The 26,111-nt window shown below is 58.9% G+C and carries 26 protein-coding genes; 24 read left to right on the top strand and 2 right to left on the bottom strand.

From position 1 onward, the window contains the following. Positions 1–31 precede the first annotated feature (31 nt). The 5 genes from Q0X47_RS05245 to Q0X47_RS05225 all read left to right on the top strand — a co-directional run bounded on the left by Q0X47_RS05245 (position 32) and on the right by Q0X47_RS05225 (position 5,391). Complete coding sequence (locus tag Q0X47_RS05245) at positions 32–520, top strand: YraN family protein (protein ID WP_297723619.1); 489 nt, start codon at positions 32–34, stop codon at positions 518–520. Continuing rightward, a complete protein-coding gene (locus Q0X47_RS05240; RefSeq protein ID WP_297723617.1) occupies positions 517–2,085 on the top strand; it encodes a YifB family Mg chelatase-like AAA ATPase in 1,569 nt (522 codons plus the stop codon). The genes Q0X47_RS05245 and Q0X47_RS05240 overlap by 4 nt, the downstream gene beginning before the upstream one ends. A gap of 10 nt (positions 2,086–2,095) precedes the next feature. After that, positions 2,096–3,481, top strand: a complete 1,386-nt coding sequence (gene dprA, locus Q0X47_RS05235) for a DNA-processing protein DprA (RefSeq protein ID WP_297723615.1) — start codon at positions 2,096–2,098, stop codon at positions 3,479–3,481. 9 nt (positions 3,482–3,490) lie between these two features. After that, positions 3,491–4,462 (top strand): tyrosine recombinase XerC, encoded by a 972-nt coding sequence (locus tag Q0X47_RS05230; RefSeq protein WP_297723613.1) that lies wholly within the window; start codon positions 3,491–3,493, stop codon positions 4,460–4,462. A gap of 191 nt (positions 4,463–4,653) precedes the next feature. Then, positions 4,654–5,391 carry a DUF6318 family protein gene (locus tag Q0X47_RS05225; protein ID WP_297723610.1) on the top strand — a complete coding sequence of 246 codons (738 nt, stop codon included), beginning with the start codon at positions 4,654–4,656 and terminating at the stop codon, positions 5,389–5,391. Positions 5,392–5,423: 32 nt separating this feature from the next. Here the strand turns inward: Q0X47_RS05225 and Q0X47_RS05220 are convergent, their stop codons facing one another. Then, complete coding sequence (locus Q0X47_RS05220) at positions 5,424–5,990, bottom strand: M23 family metallopeptidase (protein ID WP_297723608.1); 567 nt, start codon at positions 5,988–5,990, stop codon at positions 5,424–5,426. Between the two features lie 366 nt (positions 5,991–6,356). Between Q0X47_RS05220 and rpsB the strand changes: the two genes are divergently transcribed. The 19 genes from rpsB to Q0X47_RS05125 all read left to right on the top strand — a co-directional run bounded on the left by rpsB (position 6,357) and on the right by Q0X47_RS05125 (position 25,300). After that, positions 6,357–7,244, top strand: a complete 888-nt coding sequence (gene rpsB, locus Q0X47_RS05215; protein ID WP_297723606.1) for a 30S ribosomal protein S2 — start codon at positions 6,357–6,359, stop codon at positions 7,242–7,244. 75 nt (positions 7,245–7,319) lie between these two features. Further along, positions 7,320–8,189, top strand: a complete 870-nt coding sequence (gene tsf / locus Q0X47_RS05210) for a translation elongation factor Ts (RefSeq protein WP_297723604.1) — start codon at positions 7,320–7,322, stop codon at positions 8,187–8,189. A gap of 115 nt (positions 8,190–8,304) precedes the next feature. Then, on the top strand, positions 8,305–9,042 hold the full coding sequence (gene pyrH, locus Q0X47_RS05205) for a UMP kinase (protein WP_297723602.1): 738 nt from the start codon (positions 8,305–8,307) through the stop codon (positions 9,040–9,042). Between the two features lie 62 nt (positions 9,043–9,104). Continuing rightward, complete coding sequence (frr, locus tag Q0X47_RS05200; RefSeq protein WP_297723600.1) at positions 9,105–9,662, top strand: ribosome recycling factor; 558 nt, start codon at positions 9,105–9,107, stop codon at positions 9,660–9,662. Positions 9,663–9,707: 45 nt separating this feature from the next. Continuing rightward, positions 9,708–10,739 (top strand): phosphatidate cytidylyltransferase, encoded by a 1,032-nt coding sequence (locus Q0X47_RS05195; protein WP_297723598.1) that lies wholly within the window; start codon positions 9,708–9,710, stop codon positions 10,737–10,739. 44 nt (positions 10,740–10,783) lie between these two features. Then, positions 10,784–11,956, top strand: coding sequence for a 23S rRNA (adenine(2503)-C(2))-methyltransferase RlmN (gene rlmN / locus Q0X47_RS05190; RefSeq protein ID WP_297723596.1), 1,173 nt, complete (start codon positions 10,784–10,786; stop codon positions 11,954–11,956). A 63-nt stretch (positions 11,957–12,019) separates the two neighbouring features. Further along, positions 12,020–12,577, top strand: coding sequence for a DivIVA domain-containing protein (locus tag Q0X47_RS05185; protein WP_297723594.1), 558 nt, complete (start codon positions 12,020–12,022; stop codon positions 12,575–12,577). Between the two features lie 103 nt (positions 12,578–12,680). Next, positions 12,681–13,895, top strand: coding sequence for a 1-deoxy-D-xylulose-5-phosphate reductoisomerase (dxr, locus tag Q0X47_RS05180; RefSeq protein ID WP_297723592.1), 1,215 nt, complete (start codon positions 12,681–12,683; stop codon positions 13,893–13,895). Between the two features lie 24 nt (positions 13,896–13,919). After that, positions 13,920–15,128, top strand: coding sequence for an RIP metalloprotease (locus Q0X47_RS05175; RefSeq protein ID WP_297723590.1), 1,209 nt, complete (start codon positions 13,920–13,922; stop codon positions 15,126–15,128). 2 nt (positions 15,129–15,130) lie between these two features. Then, the gene (locus Q0X47_RS05170) at positions 15,131–16,558 is read left to right on the top strand and encodes an MATE family efflux transporter (RefSeq protein ID WP_297723711.1); all 1,428 of its coding nucleotides are present in this window, start codon (positions 15,131–15,133) and stop codon (positions 16,556–16,558) included. 63 nt (positions 16,559–16,621) lie between these two features. After that, positions 16,622–16,942 carry a 50S ribosomal protein L21 gene (gene rplU, locus Q0X47_RS05165; protein WP_297723588.1) on the top strand — a complete coding sequence of 107 codons (321 nt, stop codon included), beginning with the start codon at positions 16,622–16,624 and terminating at the stop codon, positions 16,940–16,942. A gap of 11 nt (positions 16,943–16,953) precedes the next feature. Next, positions 16,954–17,214, top strand: coding sequence for a 50S ribosomal protein L27 (gene rpmA / locus Q0X47_RS05160; RefSeq protein ID WP_004007117.1), 261 nt, complete (start codon positions 16,954–16,956; stop codon positions 17,212–17,214). A 102-nt stretch (positions 17,215–17,316) separates the two neighbouring features. Next, a complete protein-coding gene (obgE, locus tag Q0X47_RS05155; protein ID WP_297723586.1) occupies positions 17,317–18,858 on the top strand; it encodes a GTPase ObgE in 1,542 nt (513 codons plus the stop codon). A gap of 171 nt (positions 18,859–19,029) precedes the next feature. Then, complete coding sequence (gene nadD / locus Q0X47_RS05150; protein WP_297723709.1) at positions 19,030–19,776, top strand: nicotinate-nucleotide adenylyltransferase; 747 nt, start codon at positions 19,030–19,032, stop codon at positions 19,774–19,776. Further along, positions 19,773–21,725: a hypothetical protein gene (locus Q0X47_RS05145; protein ID WP_297723584.1), complete on the top strand. Its 1,953-nt coding sequence runs from the start codon at positions 19,773–19,775 to the stop codon at positions 21,723–21,725. The genes nadD and Q0X47_RS05145 overlap by 4 nt, the downstream gene beginning before the upstream one ends. After that, on the top strand, positions 21,722–22,183 hold the full coding sequence (rsfS, locus tag Q0X47_RS05140; protein ID WP_297723582.1) for a ribosome silencing factor: 462 nt from the start codon (positions 21,722–21,724) through the stop codon (positions 22,181–22,183). The genes Q0X47_RS05145 and rsfS overlap by 4 nt, the downstream gene beginning before the upstream one ends. A gap of 50 nt (positions 22,184–22,233) precedes the next feature. After that, on the top strand, positions 22,234–22,866 hold the full coding sequence (locus tag Q0X47_RS05135) for a histidine phosphatase family protein (protein WP_297723580.1): 633 nt from the start codon (positions 22,234–22,236) through the stop codon (positions 22,864–22,866). A 65-nt stretch (positions 22,867–22,931) separates the two neighbouring features. Next, positions 22,932–24,563, top strand: coding sequence for a hypothetical protein (locus Q0X47_RS05130; RefSeq protein ID WP_297723578.1), 1,632 nt, complete (start codon positions 22,932–22,934; stop codon positions 24,561–24,563). Between the two features lie 74 nt (positions 24,564–24,637). After that, positions 24,638–25,300: an NUDIX hydrolase gene (locus Q0X47_RS05125; RefSeq protein WP_367178284.1), complete on the top strand. Its 663-nt coding sequence runs from the start codon at positions 24,638–24,640 to the stop codon at positions 25,298–25,300. Positions 25,301–25,495: 195 nt separating this feature from the next. Here the strand turns inward: Q0X47_RS05125 and Q0X47_RS05120 are convergent, their stop codons facing one another. After that, complete coding sequence (locus Q0X47_RS05120; RefSeq protein ID WP_297723576.1) at positions 25,496–25,768, bottom strand: hypothetical protein; 273 nt, start codon at positions 25,766–25,768, stop codon at positions 25,496–25,498. Positions 25,769–26,111 lie beyond the last annotated feature (343 nt).

Genomic DNA, 26,111 nt, shown 5'->3' with positions numbered 1-26,111 from the left:
TCGGTGGGTCCGAGCGCGCGAAGCTGAGTCCATGAGCTACGCGAATACCGTTGAAACCAGTCATAAAGCCAGTGCCGGACCGGACGCCCGTCGCCGTTGTAAAGCCGGTAGCACCGCGCTTCGGGCAGCGGGGCCTGATGCCTCAAAGCCGCGAAACCTGCACAATCGACAGCTGGGCATGGCTGGAGAGGAAGTCGCGGCCAAGTCTCTGAAAGCTGCGGGATACGTGATCGTGGACCGGAATTGGCGATGCCGAGCCGGGGAAGTCGACATCGTCGCCCTCAGCCCCGAGGGAGTCCTGGGGTTCGTGGAGGTTAAGACTCGTTCCAATCACCGGCATGGGATGCCTATTGAGGCCATCACTATGAAAAAGCTGGCGCGGATGCGCCGGGTCATGGGGTCTTGGCTGGCGCAGCGTGACATTGTCCCTGCGCATCGGGCGGTCAGCCTGGATTTGTGCAGCGTGGATTGGGACGGGCGCGGCGAACCCGTAGTGAAACATCTGCAGGGGTTGAAATGAGTTCGGGATTTGCTTGGTCGATTTGTTTGGTGGGAATGGAGGCGCGTCCGGTTCGGGTCGAAGCCCATATTTCCGACGGAATGACCGCCTACAGCCTGGTCGGACTGCCAGACACGGCGGTGCGGGAAGCCAAAGATCGGGTTCGCGCTGCGGTGACCAGTTGCCTGTATGAATGGCCGGGAACGCGTATTGTGTTGAATCTGTCCCCGGCATCGCTGCCGAAAACCGGCTCCGGTTACGACCTGGCGATGGCGGTCAGCGTTTTGGCCGCGATGGGGGTCATTTCACGCAGTCGAGCCGGGCAGTGCATCATGCTGGGAGAGCTGGGCTTGGACGGTCGTGTCATTGGAATCCGGGGCATTTTGCCCAGTGTCATCGGAGCCATGAAAACCGGAAAAACTAAGATTTTGGTGCCGCAAGCGAACTTTGCGGAGGCTTCCCTGGTGCCTGGGGTGGATGTGGTGGGGGTGCATCACCTGGGGCAAGTCATCGAGTTATTGGGGGGAGACTTGATGATGCCTCTGCCCCCGCCGGAGGAGTCGGCGGGGGCAGAGGACGGGGAAAGTACACCGGCACCTGCCTTTGGCCCAGGCGGGGATTTTTCTGACATTCGCGGTCAAGCCGCCGCCTGTCAAGCGATGGAGGTGGCGGCCGCGGGAGGCCACCACCTGCTGATGATAGGCACTCCCGGCTCGGGAAAAACCATGCTGGCCTCACGGCTGCCCGGAATCCTCCCACCCCTGGACGTGGAACAATCCGTAGAGGTCACAGCCCTGCATTCCCTAGCCGGAACGTTAGCGCCACAGGACGGACTAATCCGCCAACCTCCCTTCCAAGCACCGCATCATTCAGCAACGCTGGCGGCGATGGTGGGAGGTGGCTCAGGAGTGCCGCGTCCGGGCGCCGCCTCCTTGGCTCACCGAGGAGTATTGTTCCTGGACGAAGCTCCCGAGTTCGGGGCGCGGGTCTTGGATTCCCTTCGGGAACCGTTGGAAAACGGGGAAATCACCCTGCATCGGGCGGCGGGAGCAGCCCAATATCCGGCACGGTTCCAACTCATTATGGCGGCCAATCCCTGCCCTTGTGGCAATGCCGGCAGTCGGCGGGCCACCTGTACCTGCACGCCCTACTCCCGCAAACGATATCTGGAACGGTTGAGCGGGCCGCTGCTGGACCGGATGGACATCCAAATTCAGGTGGAATCACCGGGTCGCGGCTCTCTAGCGGGAGCGAAACCGGCTGACACCACCGAGGTGGTTGCGGAGAGAGTGCAACGCGCTCGTGACGTGCAGCGGGAGCGGTGGAAAGACCGAGGGTGGGATTTGAATCGGGAAATTCCCGGGCCGTTCTTACGTCAGCCCGAGGGCGGTTTCACTCCTGAGCTGATAGGACGGGTCGACACCGTGGTGGAACAGGGTCGCCTGTCCATGCGGGGAGCTCAACGCGTCTTGCGCCTGGCCTGGACCGTTGCCGATTTGAGCGGAAAAACCGTTCCGGGGTTGCCCGAGCTGGGAACCGCGATGACACTGCGGCGCCAAAACGAAGGATTCAGTCTGCACGAATGAAAGGAAACCCATGGAAACGTTGAGCCTGACAGAGGAATTGCCAACAGACACTGAAAAGGACATACCAGATGAAGTGCCGGAGGAACTGTCGAACCTGCCCAAAGGCGGCATAGAGTCGTCGGCGAATCCGCCCATATCTGGGCCGAGCCCGGAAGAGCGCCAGGCTCGGGCAATCTGGACCGCTATCGCCCAGCCGGGAGAGCCCGTCGTGGGCCAGGTCATCGGACATTTTGGGGTGATGGAAGCCTTGGAACGGGTGAAATTTTTGGCGGGCAGGCTGCCGGAAATCGATGACATGATGATTCGCACCGTGTTTCAACCCGTGAAACTTCCGGCATCGGTGGCGCAAATTGAGGGGTGGGCTATGCGGTTGCGGGAACTCAACTTAGAGATGGAATATCAGCTGCTGAGCCGAGACGGCGGGACGCTGGTGGTGCCCGGTGACGCGGCTTGGCCGACGATGGCAGACGACCTGGGAATGGTGGCGCCGTTGGCGCTGTGGGTGCGGGGCCATCCGCGGGCTTTGCAGGCGCTGGCATCAGAGGGGGCAGTAGCCCTGGTGGGGGCGCGTAGCGCGACCCACTACGGAACGGATATAGCCCAGGAAATCGCTTATGAACTGGGGGAGCGTGGTATCTGGGTCGTCAGTGGTGGAGCCTATGGGATTGACGCGGCCGCTCATCAAGGGGCGCTCGCCTCACGAGGCAAAACTATCAGTGTCCAGGCTGGTGGGTTGGGCGAGCTGTACCCGGCCATGAATGCGCGGCTGTTTTCCCAAATTCAGCAAACCGGGGCGATTGTCAGCGAAGCCCCGCCCTCCCAGCGTCCCGCTAAACACCTGTTCTTGACCAGGAACCGCATCATTTCGGCTCTGTCTCAAGTCGTAGTGGTCGTTGAAGCCGGTGAGCGTTCCGGGGCGATGTCTACCGCCAATCATGGTGCTGAGCAGGGACGTCAGGTCGCTGCGGTGCCCGGACCGGTCACCTCCACTGCTTCGGTAGGATGCCATCGGCTGATTCGTGAAGGCGCTGCCCTGGTGACGAATGCGGAGGAAATCATGGAACTCATGTTTCCGCTGAACGCTCAGGAGCAAAAGGTGTTCGGTGCCGGGGTGGCCCCAAACAAAGCCGATGCCGGGGCGGCAGCGTCTGCACCCCAGCGCAACTCCGCCGGACAAATCCCGGTGCCCTCGCTCTTTGCCGGATTGAGCAGTGACGGCGTGAAAGTTATTGATTCCCTGTCGAAAACGGCGTGGAAATCCTTAGAGCAGGTGGCTCGTGCTGCCGGTTTGGGCACTCGCGCGGTGCAAAGCGAGCTGGGATTGATGGAGTTGGACGGCAAGGTCGAAACCCGCAACGGGCGGTATCGCCTGGGGGCGACTGCTATGGCCAGATAGAATCATGGGGTGAGTGAAAATCATCCAGCCGCGGACTTCGCCTCGGAAATCACCGCCGATTTCGGGCAATGGCTGAGCGTAAACCGAGGGCTTTCCCCGCAAACCGTGCGGGCCTACCTCACGGATTTGCGAGAATTGATGACTTTCCTGGTGGACTCCGATTCCGGGGACGGCCCCGCGGCGCAACAACTGCGTGCGGATTTGGCTAATCCTGCCCGGATACGGGCGTGGCTGGGGTCGATGAGCCGCGCGGGGATGAGCCGCGCCACGCTGGCGCGCCGAGTCGCGTCATTCCGCACTTTTGCGTCGTGGGCGCAGGTCCGCGGCATAGTCCCGGGCGATGCTGGGCAAAACCTGCGGGCAACACGGCCGGATAATGCCCTGCCCACTGTCCTGTCTGCCGCTGATGCTGCACACCTCTTGGAAACGGCTCGAGCCGCTGCTTATCGGAAGGACTCTGCTGCTCCCGATCCGGTCAAACTGCGGGACTGGGCCGCATTGGAGCTGCTTTATGCCACCGGCATTCGGGTCAGCGAGCTGACCGGGCTGGAGCTAGCTAACATCAACAAAAGCCAGCGCACTATCCGGGTGACGGGAAAAGGCGACAAACAGCGGGTCGTGCCCTACGGCATTCCCGCGGGCCTGGCGGTGCAAGAGTACTTGGAAAAGGGCCGTCCCGCCCTGGTGAATCCGGAAAAACCGGCGCTGAACCGGGTATTTCTGGGGGCAAAAGGCGGGGTGTGGGATACGCGGATAGTCCGCGGTATGCTGCATCGCCTGACCGCGCAGGCGGGAGTACCGGACTTGGGACCGCACGGGCTGCGCCACACCGCCGCCACCCACCTGTTGGACGGCGGCGCGGATCTGCGCAGTGTCCAGGAAATCCTGGGGCACGCCAGCCTAGCCACGACCCAGCGCTATACGCACCTGTCGATGGACAAGCTCCGCGGGGTGTATTTGCAGGCGCATCCCCGGGCCTAAAGTCCCAATTTAAAAAAATCCCCAATAATTTTCTAAAATATCGAAAAATCGAGCCTTTGAACTGGACGGATAGTTTTCTGGGAATGTCTTGACAAAACTGGGAAAAGGCTGGATTGATTCTATGAATTTCCTACAATAACACATACAATGTTTTAAGAACGTGTAGAGTATGGTGCCTCGAAAGGAGCGTCATGGTCCGGAAACTGCGGATTTTACAAGCATCGCTGGTGATGCTGTGCTCTGCTGCGGTCTTGACGGGATGCGGTACTGCGGTTGGTGCTTCTGGCTCTGAGAGGACTGCCCGGGAAATGATGACCGCGGATATTCCTCTGGTCGAACCCGCCGCCCCTGAAACAACCCAAGATCCGATTCCCGGAGCGCCGGCGCCGCGCTATACCGCGGCCACCGAAGGTAAACCTTCCCCCGCTGACCTGCAGACCATTCCCAAGGATCAGCTGATGAAAGTGGCGCCGTTCGATGAGCCGAAGTTTTTCCATGAGTTTTCCGTGGACGGCGCAGCCACCGTGGTGAAGTACTTTACCTACGCGATGTACTACAGTTTTGCGTCGAAAGACACCCATTTCGCTGATCAGGTTTACACCGACGTCTGCGCGAAGTGCCAGGATATGGCCCAGTGGTCCAGGGATTTCACCAAGCAGTATTCCCATGTGGAAACCGGGGTGCCGCGCACGGAAATCCTCGATGTTTCTGTCGGAAAGACCAAACAGAACCAGTCGGTTTTTTGGGTCGTGGCTCGCAACGAGGAGCCTCCGATTATTGCCCTCTCCGAGAAGGGCGAGGTTCTGAAATACGACGCACCTTCCAACACCGTATCCCAGTACCGGGTGGAGTACATTCACGGCAGCAACTTGATTACCGGCATCTATAAAGCCCCGGCTCAGTATTCCGCTGTTCCGACTGAGAAGTAAACGTTCGGATCCACCCGGTGTCTGCGACTCGTTTAGTGTACCGGGAACAGACGAATCCTACCCCCCAGCAAACGCAGGGGATCTACGTAACTGTCCGGACCGTCCTTGACCCCGAAATGCAGGCAGTCCCCACCGGAACAGTGTCCTCCCAGTGCTGTCCCGATAGCTTGGCCCCGAGTCACTTCATCCCCGACCGCGACCGAAGGTTCTACCGGTTCGTAGGTGTAGCGCCGTCCGGTGGTGTCCTCGAGGGAAATCACCGGACGACCCGCCAAGTTACCGGCATAGAGCACCGTCGCGTCAGTCGCGGCAAAAACGGTTTGACCGGGGCTGACCCGCAGGTCGATACCGCGGTGTCCGGCCAGCCATTTTTGGGCGGGTGGGTCGAATTTGCGGGGAACGGCCGTAGGGTGACCCGTAGGCCAGTAAAGAAAGTCCCGCAGACCCGACGTTTTCCCTGGTGAAAAGGCTGTTGGAGCCGCTGAACTGGCAACTGCGGGTAAGCCTCGGTCGGCGGCGATGCCGGCGGCAGGTGAAGCGGACCCTCCGGTCAGACTCAAGGTCAGGCAACAGCAGATGGTGATGAAAACTTTTCTCATGAATGCAGTGTGTCGCGAAGAGAGCGTCCACACCAGAGAAAAAATGTTTACCTGTGGAAAACCCCGATTCTGCCCCTCTTGTGGATAAACCCCAAAACCGCGCCAGGTCGCGCCGAATTGGCTTTTTCATAGGAAGTTTTGGTAAAGTTAACCCTCGCAGCTGCCCATGCAGCTGACTTCGCGTGTTCGCAATCGCGGCGCTGCCGGTTTTCCGCCAGCACAGCTGTGATGAGCGCAATCCTCCAGGTCCCTGCGGGGTGGGGAAAGCGAGCGGACACCAGGCATTAACCGAAATTGGACGTAGACGTCCCCGGAGCGCTCGCGCGCCGGGGTAGCTGTGTCCCATAACTGAAAGAAGGACGCCACATGGCAGTCGTTACCATGCGCCAGCTTTTGGAAAGCGGCGTACATTTCGGGCATCAGACCCGTCGCTGGAACCCCAAGATGAAGCGGTTTATTTTGACCGACCGTTCCGGCATTTACATTCTCGATTTGCAGCAAACCATCGCTGACATCGATATTGCTTACGAATTCGTTAAGGAAACCGTGGCTCACGGCGGCACGTTGCTGTTCGTTGGCACCAAGAAACAGGCTCAGGAGTCCATTCAGGAACAGGCTACCCGCGTGGGGATGCCTTACGTCAACGAACGTTGGCTGGGTGGAATGCTGACCAACTTCTCTACGGTACACAAGCGGTTGCAGCGTTTGAAGGAACTGGAACAGTACGACTTTGAGGACACTTCCGCTTCGGGGTTGACGAAGAAGGAACTGTTGATGATGCGCCGTGAAAAGGACAAGCTGGCCAAGACTTTGGGCGGCATCCGCGACATGGCAAAGACCCCTTCGGCCATCTGGGTGGTTGACACCAAGAAAGAACACCTGGCGATTGCCGAAGCCCAAAAGCTCGGGATTCCGGTCGTGGCCATCCTGGACACGAACTGTGACCCTGACGAGGTCGATTACGGCATTCCCGGCAACGACGACGCGATTCGCGCGGTCGATTTGCTGACCAAGGTGATTGCGGACGCTTGTGCGGAGGGCCTGGTGGCCCGTTCCAAGAAGCAGCTGGGAGAGAACCCGGAAAGCGCCGAACCGATGGCTGAGTGGGAACGCGAACTGCTGGCCGGTGACGACGCGAAAGCTCCCGCCGCGGAACAGCCCGCCGAAACCGCTCCTGCGGAGGAAAAGCTGGCTGAGGAAACGCCGGCTGAACCCGCCGCCGCGAGCGAAGAAACCGACGAAAAGGCCGAGTAATCGGCTGCACGAGGGCGGGAAAAGAACAATTCAACGCTCTGCCCTAAGAATATTCGGGAATATCATTCCCGGTTCATGAAACTTGCTCTGAAACTGGAGGAAAAATTGGCTAAATACAGTATGCAAGACCTAAAGGACCTGCGCGAAGAAACCGGTGCGGGCTTGGCTGACGTTAAGAAAGCCCTGGAAGAGGCGAACGGCGACCGCGAGGAAGCCTTGAAAATCATTCGTGTCAAGGGTCTGAAGTCCCTTTCGAAGCGGGAAGGCCGCTCCGCGGGGGCCGGCTTGATTGCCGCGAAAGTTACCGACACCGAGGGTGGCCAGCGCGGCACCATGGTCGAGGTCAACGCGGAAACCGACTTCGTGGTGAAGACTGACAAATTCATCGATATGGCAGATAAGATTCTGGACGCCGCCGCAGCATCTGGCGCGGCTACCGTAGAGGAACTCTTGGCCACCAAGTCCGCTGACGGCACCGTCAAGGACACCGTGGACGCGGTCGCGGCGATTATCGGTGAGAAACTGGAAGTCGGCAACGTGCGTCAGGTCGAGGGCGAAGCCGTCGATGTCTACCTGCACCGTTCTTCCCAGGATCTGCCTCCGACCGTTGGCGTGCTGGTGGCTACCGACAAGGCGGGTGCTGAAGTCGCTCATGACGTGGCGATGCACATCGCGGCCTACAGCCCGGAGTACCTCAGCTGCGAGGACGTTCCCGCTGCGGAAGTCGAAAAGGAACGCGCCACGCTGACCGAAACGACCAAGGCTGAAGGTAAGCCGGAAGCTGCTGTTGCCAAGATTGTGGAAGGCCGGATGAAGGGCTTTTACAAGGACTGCGTGCTGCTCGAACAGCCCTTTGCTAAGGATCCCAAGACCACGGTCGGCAAGATTGTGGAAGCCTCCAAAGGCAAGGTCACCGCTTTTGCGCGTTTGCAGGCTGGAGAATAAACCCCAAAAGGGTTTAGTAACCATTTGAACTAGGCAAATGCCCCAGGGTCAATGAAGGCTTTGGGGCATTTGCGTATAATGTCTAAGGATGTAGGTCTTTCAAGGGAGAAGATAGATGAGCGATGACGGCTCAGTAGCCCCCGGTAAACGCCGGGTTTTGATGAAACTATCCGGTGAAGTCTTTGGCGGCGGTCAAGTGGGGCTCGACCCCGATGTCGTTTCCAATATCGCTCAGCAGGTCGCCGCGGCGGTGACGCAGGGCGTGCAGGTTGCCATCGTGGTTGGCGGCGGGAACTTCTTTCGCGGTGCAGAGCTGAGCCAGCGCGGCTTGGACCGCGCTCGGGCAGACTATATGGGGATGCTGGGCACCGTCATGAATGCCTTGGCTCTGCAGGATTTCTTGGAACAGGCCGGAGTGCGCACCCGGGTGCAGTCCGCCATCACGATGACCCAGGTCGCCGAGCCTTATGTGCCCTTGCGAGCCATCCGTCACCTCGAAAAAGGACGTGTGGTCGTGTTCGGGGCTGGCGCGGGGATGCCGTATTTCTCGACCGACACCGTCAGTGCGCAACGCGCCCTGGAGACGCACTGCCAAGAACTTCTGGTGGGCAAGAACGGGGTAGACGGGGTGTACACCGATGATCCGCGCCGGAACCCCCAGGCTGAAAAACTCGATCAGGTCAGCTATGAGAAAGCGTTGCGCGATGGGCTGAAAGTCGTGGATGCGGCCGCTTTTTCCCTGTGTTCGGAAAACGAACTGAGAATGCGCGTGTTCGGTATGACGCAGCCGGGTAACGTCACCAGGGCGTTGCTGGGCGAAAACATCGGCACTGTGCTTTATAGCGAAAAGTAATTGAAATAACGAAACCCCACCGGGGAACCTGTGGAGAAAACTAAGGAACAAAGGAGAAACCCGTGATTGAAGACACCCTCAAATCCGCCAAGAGCATGATGGAAAAGGCCTTGAGCGCCACCCAAGACGAATTTGCCGCTATTCGGACCGGTCGGGCCAATACCGCCATGTTTGACGGCATTATGGTCGACTATTATGGCGCCCCCACCCCGTTAAAGCAGCTCGCTTCCTTTAACATTCCCGAGGCGCGCACCGTCATCGTCCAGCCTTTTGACAAGTCTGCCTCGCAAGACATTATTCGTGCCATTGCGGAGGCTGACTTGGGCGTGAACCCTACTGATGACGGCAAAACGATTCGTATCGTCCTGCCCGCCCTGACGGAGGAACGCCGCAAAGAATACGTTAAGATGGCGAAGACCAAAGCCGAGGAGGGCCGCCAGTCCGTGCGTTCGCTGCGTCGCAAAGCCAAGGACGAATTCGAATCCATGTTAAAGAACAAGCAACTCGGCGAGGACGAAATCAAACGCGGCGAAAAGGAACTCGATTCCATCACAAAAAAGTTCACCGATGAGATTGACAAGCTGCTGGCTGCTAAAGAATCAGAGTTGATGACTATCTAGGCGCCGCCAACCCGTTATTACCCGTCATTATCTGGGTTTTAGAGCATGGTCGATACCGAGAATTTCCAGCCACCGCAATCTTCCGAGGCAGCGGTCGCTCCGGTGACCCCGGAAACTGGGGTGCATCCGGTGACCCGTCCCAGCCGCCGGGAAAACCGTGCTGCCAAACAGGGCCGGAAACCGGGTCGGGGCGTTGCTGTGGCGAAAGGCCAGTCCGAACCAACAGAATCCTCGCCAAACCAACCTCGGAAGGCCGGACGCAACCTGGCGGCAGCCACCGGGGTCGGAGCGGGACTGCTGGCGGCTTACGGATTGACCCTATTCCTGGTGAAACCCCTGTTCGCAGCCTTGTGCGCGGCAACGATTGTGGCTTGCCTCATCGAGTTTCGCCATGCCATCCGGTCTACAGACCGGCATTTGGGGATGCCTATCGTCGTCATCGGGGGGATTGGGATTTTCATCTGTGCCTGGCAGGTCGGGTTGGAAGCCATGCTGACTGCGACTTACCTGACGGTGGCGGCCGCCCTGCTGTGGCAGTTGGCGGGTCCCTACCGTGGCGAAGATGCGCTCAAGAACGTTACGGTCAGTACCCTGACCGTGGCTTATATTCCGTTCTTGGGGTCTTTCCTGGCTTTGTTGGCGGTGGAGTGCGGAGCCCCCGCCACCGCAGTTTTCGTTTTGTCCGTCACACTGGGTTCAGACACCGGGGGCTATTTCTGCGGGCGTTTCCTGGGACGCCACCACATGGCACCGTCTATTTCCCCGCGCAAGACCTGGGAAGGGTTTGCCGGTTCGGTCCTGTTCGCCGTCATCGTGTCCGTGGCGGGCACATTCTGGATTGGGATTCCGTGGTTTTACGGAATCATTCTGGGTGTTTTGATGGCTGGGGTGGGAACTCTGGGCGATTTGAGCGAATCGTTGTTGAAACGGGAACTCGGCATTAAAGATATGGGTCACCTCTTGCCGGGACACGGCGGGCTGCTGGACCGGATGGATTCCATCCTGATGACGGCGCCGGTGGCCTATATCGTGTTGAAGTTCGCTATCTTTTCCCAACAAGTCCCGTTGCTGTCCTAGACCCCGCTCGGGAAATTCTGGGAAAAACCGTTAAACTGAAACCTATGGAAAGACAGGTTCTGCCCCACGAACAACCGCCGGTGGGGGCCACGCACGCGGGGGCTGCGGCAGAACTCAACTTTCGGGCTCAGGCTCGGGGTAAACCGCCGCGGCATTTCGCCGACTTAGACCCGCAGAAGCGCCGTGAGGCGGTGGCCGCGGCGGGGATGCGGCCGTTTCGTGCCGACCAGGTGGCGCGCCACTATTTTGGGCGCCTGGAAGCCGATCCCTCCCAGATGACAGACCTGGGCCAAGCCGACCAGGAACGGGCTCGTGACCTGCTACCTGAGCTGATTACCCCGGTCGTGACCCAGGTCGCTGATCGGGGTTGGACCCGAAAAACCCTGTGGCGACTCTTCGACGGCGCCCAAGTGGAATCTGTCCTGATGCGCTACCCGAAGCGCGTCACCTTGTGCGTATCCTCCCAGGTCGGCTGCGGTATGGGCTGTCCGTTTTGCGCGACCGGCCAACTGGGGTTGACTCGAAACCTCTCGGCGGCGGAAATTTTGGAACAGGTCCGGCTCGCCGCCCGGGCCGCCCAAGACGGGGAACTCGGCAGCCCGGCACGGCTGTCTAACCTGGTGTTTATGGGGATGGGCGAGCCGCTGGCCAACTACAAATCCCTGCTGCACACGATTCGAACCCTCACCGCCGCAGCCCCGCAAGGCTTCGGGATTTCGGCCCGCAACCTGGTCGTTTCCACCGTCGGGCTGGTGCCGGGAATTCGCAAGCTGACCCAAGAAGGGCTGCCGGTCACTTTGGCGGTGTCCCTGCATGCTCCGGACGACGAACTGCGCAACGAACTGATACCCATGAACCGGCGCTACCAGGTCGATGAACTGTTGGACACCGCTTATGCATATTTCCAAGCTACCGGGCGGCGCGTTTCTATTGAATACGCCCTGATTAGGGACATGAACGACCACCCGTGGCGAGCCCAGCTGCTAGCGGATAAACTCAATGAACGGGGCAAAACCTGGGCGCATGTGAACCCGATTCCGCTCAATCCCACGCCAGGGAGTATCTGGGATGCCTCCCTGCCGCGTGTCATGGACGAATTCATGGAGATTTTGCGGCAAGCTGGAATTAGCACTACGCTGCGGGATACGCGCGGCTCCGATATTGACGGGGCCTGCGGGCAACTCGCGGCGAAAGCGAAGCAGTCTCCCGCGGCATAGAGGAAACTCGGAAAGCGCGCGGAAAACTGTTGAGAACATAGAGAGACAAGGAAAGGGCCGGACGTGAGCGACACGACGTTTCGCACCGCTAAACTCCTGGGGAAGGGCTACGACCGCAACCAGGTCGACAAGTTCTTAGCGAAGGCACGTTCGGCATACGAAGGCAACGGTGGACCGGCGAATTTCGGGGCGGCGCAGGTGCGGGCCCAGGGGTTCAACGTGGTGCGCGGGGGATACAACTTTATCGAAGTTGATGCGGCGATGGACCGGCTGGAATCGGCTTTTGTGGCGCGGGCGCGGGCCGACCATATTGCGGTGAACGGGCAAAAGGCTTGGATGTCGCTGGTGGCGGAACAGGCCACAACTCTCTATCCGCGGCTGTTGCGTCCGGCAGGGAAACGATTTGCCCACCCTCAAGGGCGCCAGCGTGGCTACCGGATTGAGGACGTGGACGCGCTGCTGGATCGCCTGGTGGCATATTTTGACGAAAACAAGCCTCTGACCAGCAAAGAAATCCGCGACGCGGTGTTTGCGGAAGCGAAAGGAGCCCGGGCATACTTGGAAGGCCCGGTTGACGCTTACCTGGCTCGTGCGGTCGAAGTGCTGCTGGCTGTTGAGTGATTTTGCTTTTCACAAGGGGGTTGGCGGGGTTTTATCCGTCTCCTTGCGGGGTTGCTGGTCGCTGTGAATGAGCGAAACCTAAACTTGCCGTTAGAATGAACGGGTGCAAGATATTGTAATTTTGGGTTCTACCGGCTCGATTGGAACCCAGGCTTTGGACATTGTTCGCTCCCACCCCGGACACTTTCGGGTGCAGGGCTTGGCTGCCTCCGGGCGGCACTTGGATGTGTTGGCACGTCAAGCCGTCGAATTTGAAGTGCCGATGGTGGCCGTGGCGAACGGCTCCGTGGCGGAGCTGGACGAGGCAATCCGCGAGGCAGAGATACAGCTGGGCCAGCCGCGAGCCAGCCATAACCTGTTGACCGGCCTGGCCGGAGTCGAAGCGGCCGCCGGATTCGTGCCCCAAGGCATCGTTTTGAACGCCATCGCGGGGATTTCCGGCCTGCACGCGACGCTGCGGGCGTTGGACTCCGGGGCGCGCCTGGCTCTGGCTAACAAAGAATCCCTGGTCATCGGCGGTTCCCTGGTGCGCGAAACTTTGCGGCGACCGGGCCAGATCGTGCCGGTCGATTCCGAACACAGCGCTATCTGGCAGGCGCTGCGCTCGGGCAAACACGAACGCGGCTTGTGCTCTCCGACCGTCACCGGCTACAGCGAGGTGGAACGCCTGATTCTGACCGCTAGCGGCGGTCCGTTCCGTTCAAAAACCCGCGTGGAACTGGAAAACGTGACGGTTGAGCAAGCCCTGAACCACCCGACTTGGGACATGGGGCCGCTGGTGACCGTCAATTCGGCCACCATGTTTAATAAGGGGCTGGAAGTTATCGAGGCTTCGCTGCTGTTCGATATTGAACCGAAAAACATCGACGTCGTGGTGCACCCCGGATCGATTGTGCATTCCATGGTGCAGTTCCGGGACGGCGCGACCCTACTGCAGGCCTCCCCGCCCGATATGCGCATTCCGATTGCCCTGGGACTGTCCGCCCCCGCCCGGCTACGCGAGGTAGCCCCCGCTTGTGACTGGAGCAGTGCCGCAACCTGGCAGTTCGAGCCGCTCAACGAGGCGATTTTCCCGGCGGTGAGCCTGGCTCGTCACGCCATTTCCGCCTCCGACACCCATCCTGCGGTCCTGGCCAGCGCGGACGAAATCGCCGTCAATGCTTTCTTGGACGGACGTCTGCCTTTCCTCGGTATCTATGACGTGGTGCAGCAGGTTGTCAGCGAACACCACGGCGTGTCCGACCCGGACCTGTCCGCGCTGGAACGCATTTTGGAATGGGCTAAACAGCGAGCCACCGAGCTCATCGAGAACCGCTAAACACCGTACCGGGACCGTCTTGCCATGGATTATTTCACTGGAATCATCGCCCTTGTGGTGGGGTTGATGGTGTCGATTGCCCTGCATGAACTGGGACACCTGATACCCGCAAAACGCTTCGACATCCTCTGTACCCAGTATTTCATCGGGTTTGGACCAAAGATTTTTTCGCGCCAAATCGGGGAAACCGAAGTTGGAATGAAGTGGGTGCTGCTGGGCGGCTACGTGAAGATGGTCGGGATGTATGCGCCGGGACATCCGGGGCGACGCACGAAAAATCGGAAAGGCGAGCTGACCGCTGCTGAGGAGGCTCGGATTGCCTCCAACGATGAAATCCCGCCCGGCCAGGAACACCGCGCGTTTTACGCCAAACCCATTTGGCAGCGCCTGATCGTGATGGTCAGCGGCACTTTGGTGAATCTGGCGTTGAGTTTCCTGTGCGTGCTGGTGGGGTTGAGCGCGATTGGCTACGAGCTGCCGACCCGCGAAGTCGCCACGGTTTCGCCGAATTCTCCCGCGGCCGCGGCGGGAGTGGCGCCCGGCGATGTTATCACCGCCTGGAACGGCAAAACCATGAAGACCTGGGACGAAGTCATCAGTAAAGTGGCGGTGAGCCAGCCGGGGAAACCGGCCACTCTCACGGTCCGGCGTGAGGGCGAAACCAAGACTATCCAGGTGACACCCCAAACTATGGAAGGGGAAAAGCGCTCGGTCATCGGTGTCATCGCCGTTACCGAACGCCACCACGCCAGCTGGGGGGAAGTCGCTAACTACCAGTGGGAGACCGGTAAAGGTACCGCGAAAATCCTGTTGGCTCTGCCGGTGAAACTGTGGCACACCACCATCGGGCTGTTCCAGCCGAATCAGCCGCGCGACCCGAACTCGGTGATGGGAATCGTCGGAATGGGCCAGGTCGCGGGCTCTATCGCCGCCAGCGACTCTGTCGGTTACGGTTTTATGGAGAAGCTGCGGTCGTTCCTACTGCTGTTCGGGTCGCTGAACATGACCCTGTTCATGTTTAACCTCATTCCGCTGATGCCCCTCGATGGCGGGCAAGCCGCGGGCGCGATTTATGAGGGGATTCGTAAGCGGGTGCGCCGCGCGCGGGGTCTCGATGACGGTGGTCCGGTCGATTTGGCGGCAATGCTGCCGGTGACGGCCACGGTGGTCATCGCTTTCATCGCCATGACGGTGCTGCTGATTGTGGCCGATATTTTGAAACCGGTGCTGTGAACATGGAACCGGAGGACCCCATGCCAGCTGAGAACCGACCTTATGAACCGGAAAACCAACCTGTTGAATCGGAGAATGCGACTGTTGAACCGGAGAACCAGCCCCTGAATCGGCGGATTTTGTCGCTCGCTGTGCCCTCCCTGGGGTCGCTGCTGGCTGAACCGCTCATGGTGATGGCGGATTCGGCCATGATTGGGCACGTGGGAACCACTGAGCTGGCCGGCTTGACCCTCGGTTCATCGGTCAACGTGTTCTTGGTGGGGATTTGTATTTTCCTGGTCTACACCACCACCGCGGTGGCCTCACGCCAGCTGGGTGCGGGGGACCGGCACGCCGCGGTCAAGACCGGGGTGGATGGTGCCTGGCTGGGGCTGCTGGTCGGAACGGTGTTGGCAGTAGTCCTGTGGGTCGGGGCGCTGCCGATTGTTTCGTTGTTCGGGGCCTCCGCGGCGGTCAATGTCCAAGGGGCAGCGTATCTGCGAGCGGCGGCGCCCTCCATGCTGGGGATGATGCTGGTCTTGGCGGGAACCGGAGCCATGCGCGGCGTGCTGGACGCCAAGACCCCACTGGTGATTTCGGTCACCGGCGCTATCGCAAACGTAGCTTTCAACGCCGTGTTTATCTACGGTTTCAATCTGGGGGTAACCGGGGCGGGTATCGGCACTTCCATCGCGGGTATCGGCATGGGGACAGCATTTGCGCTGAAAATTATGGCTGGAGCCCGGCGCGCCAAGGTCGCGCTCCATCCTGAGTTCCGGGCGATTTTCGCGGCTCTGGCCGGAGGCTTGCCCCTGATGATTCGTACCCTCACCATGCAGATTGTTATTCTCGGCACCCTGTGGGTGGCGGCCTCACAAGGGGAAGTCGCCATCGCCGGGCGTCAGATTGCGGCGAACACCTGGACCCTCGGGGCAAACCTGCACGATTCTCTGGCTATCGCGGTGCAGGCACTCATTGGTTTCGAGTTGGGGCGAGCCGACCGTCAGGCGGTGCGCGACCTGATTCGCCGAGTGTCGCTGTGGGGGCTGGGACTGGGAGTCGTGCTGGGGCTGAGCATTGCGGTCTTGGCTCCGCTGTGGCCGCGCATCTTTTCCAGCGACCCCGAAGTGCTGGCTGCGGCCGCTCTGGCACTGCTGGTGTCGGCGTTCTTTCAACCGCTGGCCGGGGTAGTTTTCGTGTTCGACGGGGTCTTGATTGGCGCCAACGACACGTGGTATCTGGCTCTCGCGGGACTGATTAACCTGGTTGTTTATATCCCGGCTCTGGTGCTGGTGTGGCGTTTCGCGCCCGGCGGAATCCTGGGACTCGCCTGGTTGTGGGGATGTTATTGCGGGGTGTTCTTCCTGGCGCGCCTGGCCACGTTGGGCTGGCGCATCCGCCAAGACCAGTGGATGAAACTTGATTTTGCAAAAACAGGTGAAATCCGGTAATTTAGAACTTCGGTGCTTCTTGCGGTTAGCGAGGGCACAGTTGGACGAAAAACATTCAGAAAAGTGAGTTTCGACGTGGTATATGCAATCGTTAAGGCCGGCGGTCGACAGGAGAAAGTCTCTGTCGGCGAAGAGCTGCTGGTAGAAAAAGTTGACAAGGCAGTGGGGGAAACGATTGAGCTGCCTGCGATTCTGTTGGTTGACGGCGCCAAGGTAACGTCCCAGGCTGCTGACGTAGCTAAGGTAAAGGTCAGCGCGGAGGTGCTGGGCGCAGCCAAGGGTCCCAAGATTTCCATTGTCAAGTATAAGAACAAGACTGGTTATCGGAAGCGTCAAGGTCACCGTCAACCGCTGACCCGCATTAAGATAACTTCCATTAAGTAAGGGGTGTAACAATGGCACATAAGAAAGGTCTCGGTTCTTCCCACAACGGTCGCGATTCGAACGCGCAGCGCCTGGGAGTAAAGCGTTTCGGTGGTCAGCTGGTCAACGCTGGTGAAATTTTGGTACGCCAGCGCGGCACCCACTACCACCCCGGCTTCAACGTGGGCATCGGCAAGGACGACACCCTGTTCGCCCTGAAGACCGGCGAAGTTGAATTCGGCCGTCATCGCGATCGCCGCATCGTGAGCATTAAGGAAGTCGCCAACGCCTAAATGTTGGCAGTGACTACTTTCGTGAGGGGGCTCGTTCGAGCCCTCTTGCTGTTTAACGTAACGATGGCTCTGTGAGAGAGCCAGAGGAGGTCAGCAGCCCAGATGGTCAGCTTTGTGGATTACGTAAAAATTTTTGCCCAAGCCGGAGCTGGCGGTAACGGCTGCGCGTCCATCCGCCGCGAAAAATACAAGCCGTTGGCGGGGCCTGACGGCGGGGCTGGCGGACACGGCGGGTCGGTCATTCTGCGCGTCAATCCGCAGGAGACGACCCTGTTGCCGTTCCATCATCGCCCGCACGTGAAAGCGGAAAGCGGTCAAGCGGGGATGGGGGACTACCGCGATGGACGCCGCGGCGAGGATCTATTCCTGGATGTTCCCCAAGGCACGGTCGTCACCAGCGAGGACGGCGAGTTCCTGGCGGATCTAGACTCCCCGGAGGCCCAACTGGTCATCGCCCGCGGCGGGGTGGGAGGAATGGGCAACTACGGCCTAGCCTCCGCAAAACGCAAGGCACCGGGCTTTGCCCTGTTGGGAGAACCTGGTGAAGAACGCACCGTCATTTTGGAACTCAAGTCGATGGCCGACGTGGCACTGGTGGGATACCCTTCGGCGGGCAAATCTTCGCTGGTAGCGGCCATGAGCGCAGCGCGTCCCAAGATTGCGGACTATCCTTTCACGACCCTGGTGCCGAACCTGGCGGTGGTGGATAATCCGGTGGCGCGCTACACCGTGGCGGACGTGCCCGGATTGATTCCCGGCGCGGCCGCGGGCAAAGGTCTGGGGCTGGATTTCTTGCGTCATATCGAACGTTGCTGCGTGATTGCCCACGTGGTGGACTTGGCGGCGTGGGATCCGGAACGTGAACCGCTGGCCGATATTAAGACTTTGGAACGCGAACTCGCCCACTACGCGAAGTCCCTGGATCGCTACCGTCCCGGGAGGGACTTCCTGCCGCCTCTGATGGAACGCCAACGCGCCATTATCCTCAACAAAATCGATGTCCCAGACGGGCGAGACATGGCCGCCCTGATGGAAACGGAGATTGCGAAACTTGGTTGGCCGGTTTTTGAAGTTTCCGCGACCACTCACGAAGGCTTGAAAGAACTGGCGTTTGGGTTGGCCGAAATGGTCCAGGAGTACCGTTCCCACCTACCCGAGGACAACAACGAGCGTCCCGTGCTGCGTCCGCAGCCGAAACCAGCGCGCTCCACCAAGACCTACACTATCGAGGCAACCACTATCGAGGGCACGCCGGGATTCTCTATCCGCGGCGAGCAAGTCGAGCGCTGGGTAAAACAAACCGACTTCACTAACGACGAAGCGGTCGGTTATCTGGCAGACCGCCTGGCAAACCTGGGAGTGGAGGACGACCTGCTGAAGGCCGGAGCGCACGCGGGGGATACGGTCGTGATTGGCGACCCCGAGACGGGTATCGTTTTTGACTGGGAACCGACCCTGCAAGCCGGAGCGGAACTTCTGGGCGCGCGTGGCACAGACTCGAGGCTTTACGAAAATACCCGCCGCACCAACCAGCAGCGCCGTATCGACTATCATGCCTGGATGGACGCCAAGAAACGCGCTCGTGAAGAACTGGACGCGGAACGCGAATCCGGCTTGTGGAACGACCCCGGGGAAACCGAGTAGAACCGGGAATGTGACCTCCCGTCCGGTTACAGATTTCCTTGCCATTTTCAGGAATCACTCAGGCCTGGGCAGGTATAATTCCACAAAAGGATGTTTTGTGTGCTCATAATGGGCGGCAAAGGGATAGGAAAGGCTGTCATGGAGTCTCGCTCGCACAGATGCGTTTGGGCGTTGGATTCCGACAATTCGGCAAAGCCCAACCAGCGTCGGCGCCGTATCGGGGTGATGGGCGGCACTTTTGACCCGATTCATCACGGTCACCTGGTGGCGGCTTCGGAAGTTCAGGCGGTCTTCGGCCTTGACGAAGTTATTTTTGTGCCTACTTTCATGCAGCCGTTTAAGCTGGGACGCCCGGTCACCGAGGCTGAACACCGCTACCTCATGGCGGTTATCGCGACCGCTTCCAATCCGCGGTTTTCGGTGTCCCGAGTCGATATTGACCGGGCCAGGACGACTTATACGATTGACACTCTGACCGACCTGAAAGTCGCTTTAGGCGACGTGCAACTATTCTTTATCACCGGGGCTGACGCGATTTCTGACATTATGCGCTGGAAAGACATCGACCAGCTGTTTGAACTGGCACACTTCGTGGGGGTGACCCGGCCCGGGCATTCCTTTAATCCCGCTAACCTCCCGGCACAGCACGTCTCTCTGGTCGAGGTTCCGGCCATGGCAATCAGCTCAACCGACTGTCGGAATCGGGTAAAATCGCACCAGCCGGTGTGGTATTTGGTACCCGACGGCGTTGTTCAATATATTGCTAAATACGGACTCTATACTGACGACACGCGACTGCAGTCGGATTCGCGAGAGGCGTCATACGCCGTTCCCAAGGCGGCTTTGACGGCGGCCGCGGTGAATGACGTGGCGCAGCCAGAAAGTTCAACGATGACTTTGTCGAGAGGGGGATTGTGAGCGAGGGCAAGCCAAGGCCGCGGCCCGTGCCGGTGCAGGCGGTCAATCTTCCGGGCTTGGGAGCTAGTGCCCCTCGGCCTGGGCAAGTGCTGTCCGCTGCCGGTTCGACCGGTCCCGCTCTGCAGGTTCCCAATACTGCCCAAGCGGTGCGCGCTGTTGACAAGGACGGGGCTCTGACCGGCATGATTCCGGTCGCTGGCAAGGCTCAGGCCGTGAGCGCTGCCGGGCCACAAGTCGCCGGTGTCCAGCGTCCCCTCGTGCGCGGCACCACTCCGGTGGTGCCCGAAAAGCCCGCAGTTCCAGTCGGGAATCGTCCCGCGGACACGGCGGTTCGTCAGTTGCCGACGCCGGGAACTCCGGTGCCCCCTTCCACCACGGGAATGATTCCCACGGTAGCGCCGAACTCGACAGGTTCCGCCCCGGTCAGCAGGCCGGGGGCGAATCCTCCTGTTCCGGGTAGCCCGTCTCGACCGTTGCCGTCCGTTCCGGCCGGTTCTGCTCCGGCTGGTTCTGCTCAGGTCAGCAGGCCGGGGGCGAACCCTCCCGTTCCGGATAGTGCGTCTCGGCCGTTGCCGTCCGTTTCGGCTGGTTCCGCCCCGACTGGTTCCGCCCCGGCTAGGCCAGCGATGCCGCCGAATTCTCGGACAAACTCTCCCGGGCTGCGACCCAGCCAGGCGGAAGCCTCTCGGGCGCAGCAGCCCGCCTCGCCAGGAACAACGTCGGGAACTGCGCAGGTGCAGTTAGGGACGCCCGGTGCGCGCCCAGCGAAGCCCGCGGCTCCAGGAACAGCGCCGGGCGCTGCGGCTCGTCCGCCCTTGTCAGCTGGGCAACCGGGACAGCCTAACCAACCTGGGCAACCAGTACAGCTGCCCAGTCAGATGCCCGGACAACCCGGCCAACCTCATCAACACGGACAGCCGGGGCAGCACGGTCAAGTGGCCAGCCAGCCCGGACAAGTGCCCGGTCGGCCGGGACAACCGGGACAGCCGGTACAGATGCAGGGACAGCCGGTACAGATGCCTGGTCAAGTCAACCAGCCCGGACAACCTAACCAGTCCGGACAACCTGGACAGATGCTGGTTCAGGCTCCGGGAGCTCCGTCCGGTGATCCCCGAATGGCAGGCCAACCGGGACAGATACCCGGACAGGCCGCAACGCACGGGTGTCTGGGCATGCCGGGACACCCGGGAATGCCCGGTCAGATGCCCGGGCAACCGGGTCAAATGCCTGGTCAGCCCGGCGCTCCCTACGGAATGTGGGGGCGTCCGAATCCTTATGGCCGTCCCGGAATGCCTGGCCAGCCCGGAATGCCAGGAATGCCTGGTTACGGGATGCCCGGAATGCCTTATGGCCGTCCCGGAATGCCAGGAATGCCAGGGATGCCAGGGATGCCTGGTTACGGGATGCCCGGAATGCCTTATGGTCGCCCCGGAATGCCAGGGATGCCTTACGGTCGACCCGGAATGCCGCCCTTGTGGAATCCGCAAGAATCCCGCTCGACACGCCGCGAAAGCCTGGAAGAGGCCGAGGCTCGACAACTTCAAGAGCTCAAAGAAGCCGAACAGAAGTTTCATGAGGCCGATGTTGAGGTTTTGCGTAAGGAACTCGGCGAAGATATCACCGATGAAGAACTGGAAAACATCGACTGGGAAGACTTTGAGTTCGAGGAGTCCTTCACCGAACGTTTGATTCGCAAGTCCGGGCGTTGGGGCGAAACTTTGCTGATGCTGGGTCAGGCGGCCCGCTGGGCGTTGGTCGTGCTGGTGACCGTCGTGGTCGTGGGTATGCTCATCTTCGCTCTGGACAAGAACGCCGCGGTGACGACCGCCTCTGGAACAACGCTAGAGACAGGAGTCACGCTGAGCGCAGCTGCTGACCCTCCAGCCGCCACGTCAGGGGAGGCCATTTTGCCCGATTCCACAACCGAAATGGGGATTTTTTCTGTATGAGTGCTGACGCCAAGTCCATCGAACTCGCCATAGCAGCAGGTCAAGCAGCAAAATCAAAGAAAGCCACGGAGGTCATCGCCCTGGACGTCTCCGAACGCTTGGTGCTGACCGATATGTTTGTGCTGGCTACGGGCAATAGTGACCGTCAGGTGCGCGCCATTGTTGATGCTGTTGATGAGGCGATGACGAAAGCTGGCCTAAAGCTGCTGCGTCGCGAGGGGTTGGCTCAGGCTCATTGGGTCTTGCTCGATTACGGGTTGCTGGTGGTGCATGTCCAGCAAGAGGACGACCGGCAGTTTTACGCGCTGGAACGTTTGTGGGCCGATGCGCCCCTGGTCGAGGTGCCCGATCCAGAGGAACCGGCCGCTCAGACTGACAGCCCCGCTCCGTCCAACCCCGCTGCGCAGGCTCCTGACCCCGTCTCTCCGCTGGACCTCATCGGCGAAGACGATTCATAGAGCCGACAGGGACAGATTGCGGCGGACCGACCGGAAAGGAGCACAGGACTATGAAAACCTTGGTGATGTGGCGGCATGGACAAACCGATTACAACAAGCAGCACCGGATTCAGGGACAGATTGACATTCCCCTCAACGAGACGGGGATTGCGCAGGCCAAAGACGCCGCAGCCGGGTTGGTTCGTTTCCCCTTCACAAGGGTGGTTTCCTCACCTTTAGGCCGCGCCCTCGACACCGCCCACGCGTTGGTCGACCGGCTCGGCTTGCCCGTCGAAGTCGACGAACGCCTGATGGAACGCGCTTTTGGGACTTGGGAAGGGCTCAACGCCACGGAAATCAAGGCGGACTGGCCCGACGATTTCACCACGTGGCGCGATTTCGGCGACCCCGACCCGGAAACCACGAAAGTGGAGCCGCGCCGCGAGGTCGGACTGCGAGTGTCTCAGGCTTACCGCGACTGGGCTGACAAAATTGCTGATGGCGAAACCATCTTGTTTGTCTCCCACGGGTCTGCCACCACGCAGGGTATCGTGACTTTGTTGGGACATGACCCAGCTCAGTGGTACGGGCTGCGCGGTTTGGACAACTGTCATTGGGCGGTGGTTCAGTCCGAGCATCGCGAGCCGTACTGGCGGATTGATTCTTATAACGTGGGCGTGTCCGATACCGCGGTTAATGCCTAATGGCGCGGCTATAGTGTGTTTTAATCTGGCGTGATTAAATCTGGCATAGGTTCGATTAAAATGAAATGGTGGATAAAACACTACACAGCGATGTTGAGAAAATGCCGGTACCAATTAGAGTGAACAACTTTGACTCTTATCTGCAGGCGAATTTGTGGCGCGGGATGGGAGCCGAGAAAGCCTGCAAACACATGACAGCGGCGTTGCGTTTGGCTTTGTTGCTGGGGGATACGGTGCTGTTGGATCGCAATGAGGTGCTGGACGGGATTTACTTCTTGACGATGGGTCCGGAACGGATTGCCGCTGAGTTGGGCCTCGACTCTAGTGAGAAACTCCCATTTACATGGATGTGGCAGCCAGGACGCATTAAACATGGCAGCATCAGTGAAGTGCAAAGCGCAGAGAACCAGGATTTAACTAGTTTGGTTGACCCAGATTTGATTCCTCCCAACACAAAGTATGTTTTCGACAAAGGAAACGCGGGGGAAACGAGCTCTCTGTTTCCAGAGGAAAAACGTGTTTCAATTTCGACTCAAGAAGCTGGATTGAACCGCGAGGATTTTTGGAAGTTTTCCTCCAGCTTGGCTGGCATTTGGGACAGCGTTGCTTCTCAGGTTGAGTCCGGAACTACCTGGGTATACGTGCCGCCAAACCAAAATGTGTGGTACCCCGGTGCAGGACTGACCGACCGCTTTCACCCCATCAGTTCTGAAGAGGAGGCGCGTCAACTCATTCAAAAAGCCAGACAGAAGTGGTATGAATGGGCAATTCATGACCGTATTAAGGTGCAGCCGTGGAAACAGATTAAATTAGAAAATCGCGAGAAAGCCTTTGCTGCTCACTACGGAGAGATTTGTAAACTTACGGGTGAGGAAAACCTGGATTCTCTAGCGCGCGAGGTTGCGCACATTACTAGTTCTAGCCGCCGGGTTGAGGTTCCGGAACAAATAGCTGCCATAGCCGATGAAGATGCGGTGTACAAGCCAATACCTGGAGCAGAGTCGCTCGCAAACAATCGAGATCGGCGCAACCGATTGGCTTTTCAGTTTTGGTCCAGGCTATACAACTTTGCAAACGCTTCGCTTAACAATGCCATGTTCCTTTCGCTGAGCTTTCCCAATCCAGAGGTACATGGAAGAGGGGATGAACTGAATCTGATTTCTTTTGGTTTACGTACCCCAGCCCCTAAGCGGCAGCGTGGCATCATGTGGGAATACATATCCAGCAAGTTTGCCCGCACCACCTCAAAGAATAAAGCCGATGAAAGGGCTAATTCAAAAACCTTATGGCAGGTGAATGGGGAGTTGCTCGACGACATCCTTTACATTAGTCCAGCTGCCTATAAAGAGCTCTTGCAGGACCTGAAAGAAAAAATTAGCAACGACCTTAATAGCGGGAAACGCGGCGCTCTGTTCAACTTGGCAATTTCAGCGCGAAATCAGGTACACAAGGCAGAAAATTATGCTCAGAAGTTCAAATCCACTTTTGCAAGGGCGACGCTGATTTCTTTGATAGTTGTGCTTATAACCGGTTTAAGTTTATTGAATGAAGTGGTGCATTTTTCCGGTCCGGTTGGTTTTGCCATAGTACTGGTAGTAGCATTTTTATCTTTTATCAGCTCCTTGCCGTGGGGTGACATCAAGACTGTGGCTGAGATGCGTCCCAGTCAGATGAGTGCGACCCTGTCAATGCGATAAAGCCGTGCTCGCAGTACAGTTGAAATCGGGAAGGCTATTGAAGTGTATGAGTCTAGGGAGCATATAAGGGCAAAATGAACGATAGAACTGGCAACTTGATTCCGTCTGGTAAGGATTGGGTCCTGAGACCCCAAACACTCGCCGAATGTCCCAAATGGCAGACTATTTGGGAAAATCGGGAGTATCAGCTACGCCTGGAACAGACTATGGTCGGGACTGGGCCGGAGGCGCATCCCTTGCATCGATACTTGGCGGGAATGAGCCCAGACAGAAGATTAGAAGGAGCAGTTTGTGTCTGTCGTGTGTCGCAGGACGACGACAGACTGATTTTTGTGCGCAGTCGTAGGTTGGGGCCGGAGGTTGAACTAACGGAGCTACCTCGGGGGGCTTGGGCGCCGGGAGACATTGACGCAAAGGCCACGGCTTTGCGTGAGCTTCGTGAAGAGACCGGTTTGGAGGGGGCGGAAGCCCGTGAAATCGGTGTAATTTTTCCAGATTCGGGGGCTTTGGGAAGCCGTGCATCCGTAGTTCTAGCCGTGTTGGCTGACGCTCGCTGCATCGGTGCTAATTCAGCAGTTTGCAGTGACTTTGAAACTGACGGAGAAACGGAAGAAACATTGTGCCTGACATCGCCGCAGATTCAGCAGGGGATTGCCGCCGGACGTATCCGTGACGGAATCACGCTTTCGGCGCTGTACTTGGCGCAGACGTGGATACGGTCATCGGGAAATGGTTAGAAAAATGAAAATAGGCGCAAGTCAAGGATGTGGCGTGGGGTTGGTTTCCGTTATTTTTCGATGATAAGCCTGTCAGGAACACGAATCTCCGTCCTGGTTGGTGACTTTCGTGAGCTAGGACTGCAAGGGAATGGGGGCACTAACTCAGGCTAATCCTCATCTCAAGCCAGCTCGCTATAAGGGAAGACACCGCGGTTAAGGCGTAGTTGTCCGGGCGGCTAGCGCGTCTAGCATTTCTTCATAATAATCCTCGTCAAACACTGGTTCGAGTGCGAGGATTTCGTCAAGCAGTTCTGAGGGAATGGCATTTGGATCATTCTGTACCGCGGCGCTTATGCCTGCCAGTGCGCCAAGAGTCCCATCCTCATCGATGAGTGAATTCATATCCTTGAACTCTTGATCAGTAATGACCTTTTGCTGGTGCATATGCTGGAGAACCAAACGTATTTCTGTTTCGCCTTCATCCATGTCTATCCCTCCTTTCTTCAGAAACCGGTCACCCTTATTTTACTGCATTCCGGAAGCGTCCCAGGTTTTACGCAGCTTTGTTCAGTGGCTTTACTAGGTGTGGTTCATGCGACCGTACCGAATCACCCTGGGAAAGGCATATCGCCAGGAACCATACGAAACATCGAAAAATAGTTAGCCGGCTCTGGGGAAAGGATAGCTCTCACCCATTTATGGGATAATCGGTGAAAACGCTTCCGGGGGAGGACGCTTATGAAAAAGAAAAACGTGCGAACGCGCCACTGGCTACTGTTGGCAGCAGTTGGACTGTTGCTTGCGGCTCTCTGTTTTGCTGTTCTCGGAG

Origin of the sequence: uncultured Mobiluncus sp. (genome assembly GCF_947254095.1) — a bacterium.
Taxonomy (GTDB): domain Bacteria; phylum Actinomycetota; class Actinomycetes; order Actinomycetales; family Actinomycetaceae; genus Mobiluncus.
This window is presented reverse-complemented; position numbering and strand designations above follow the sequence as displayed.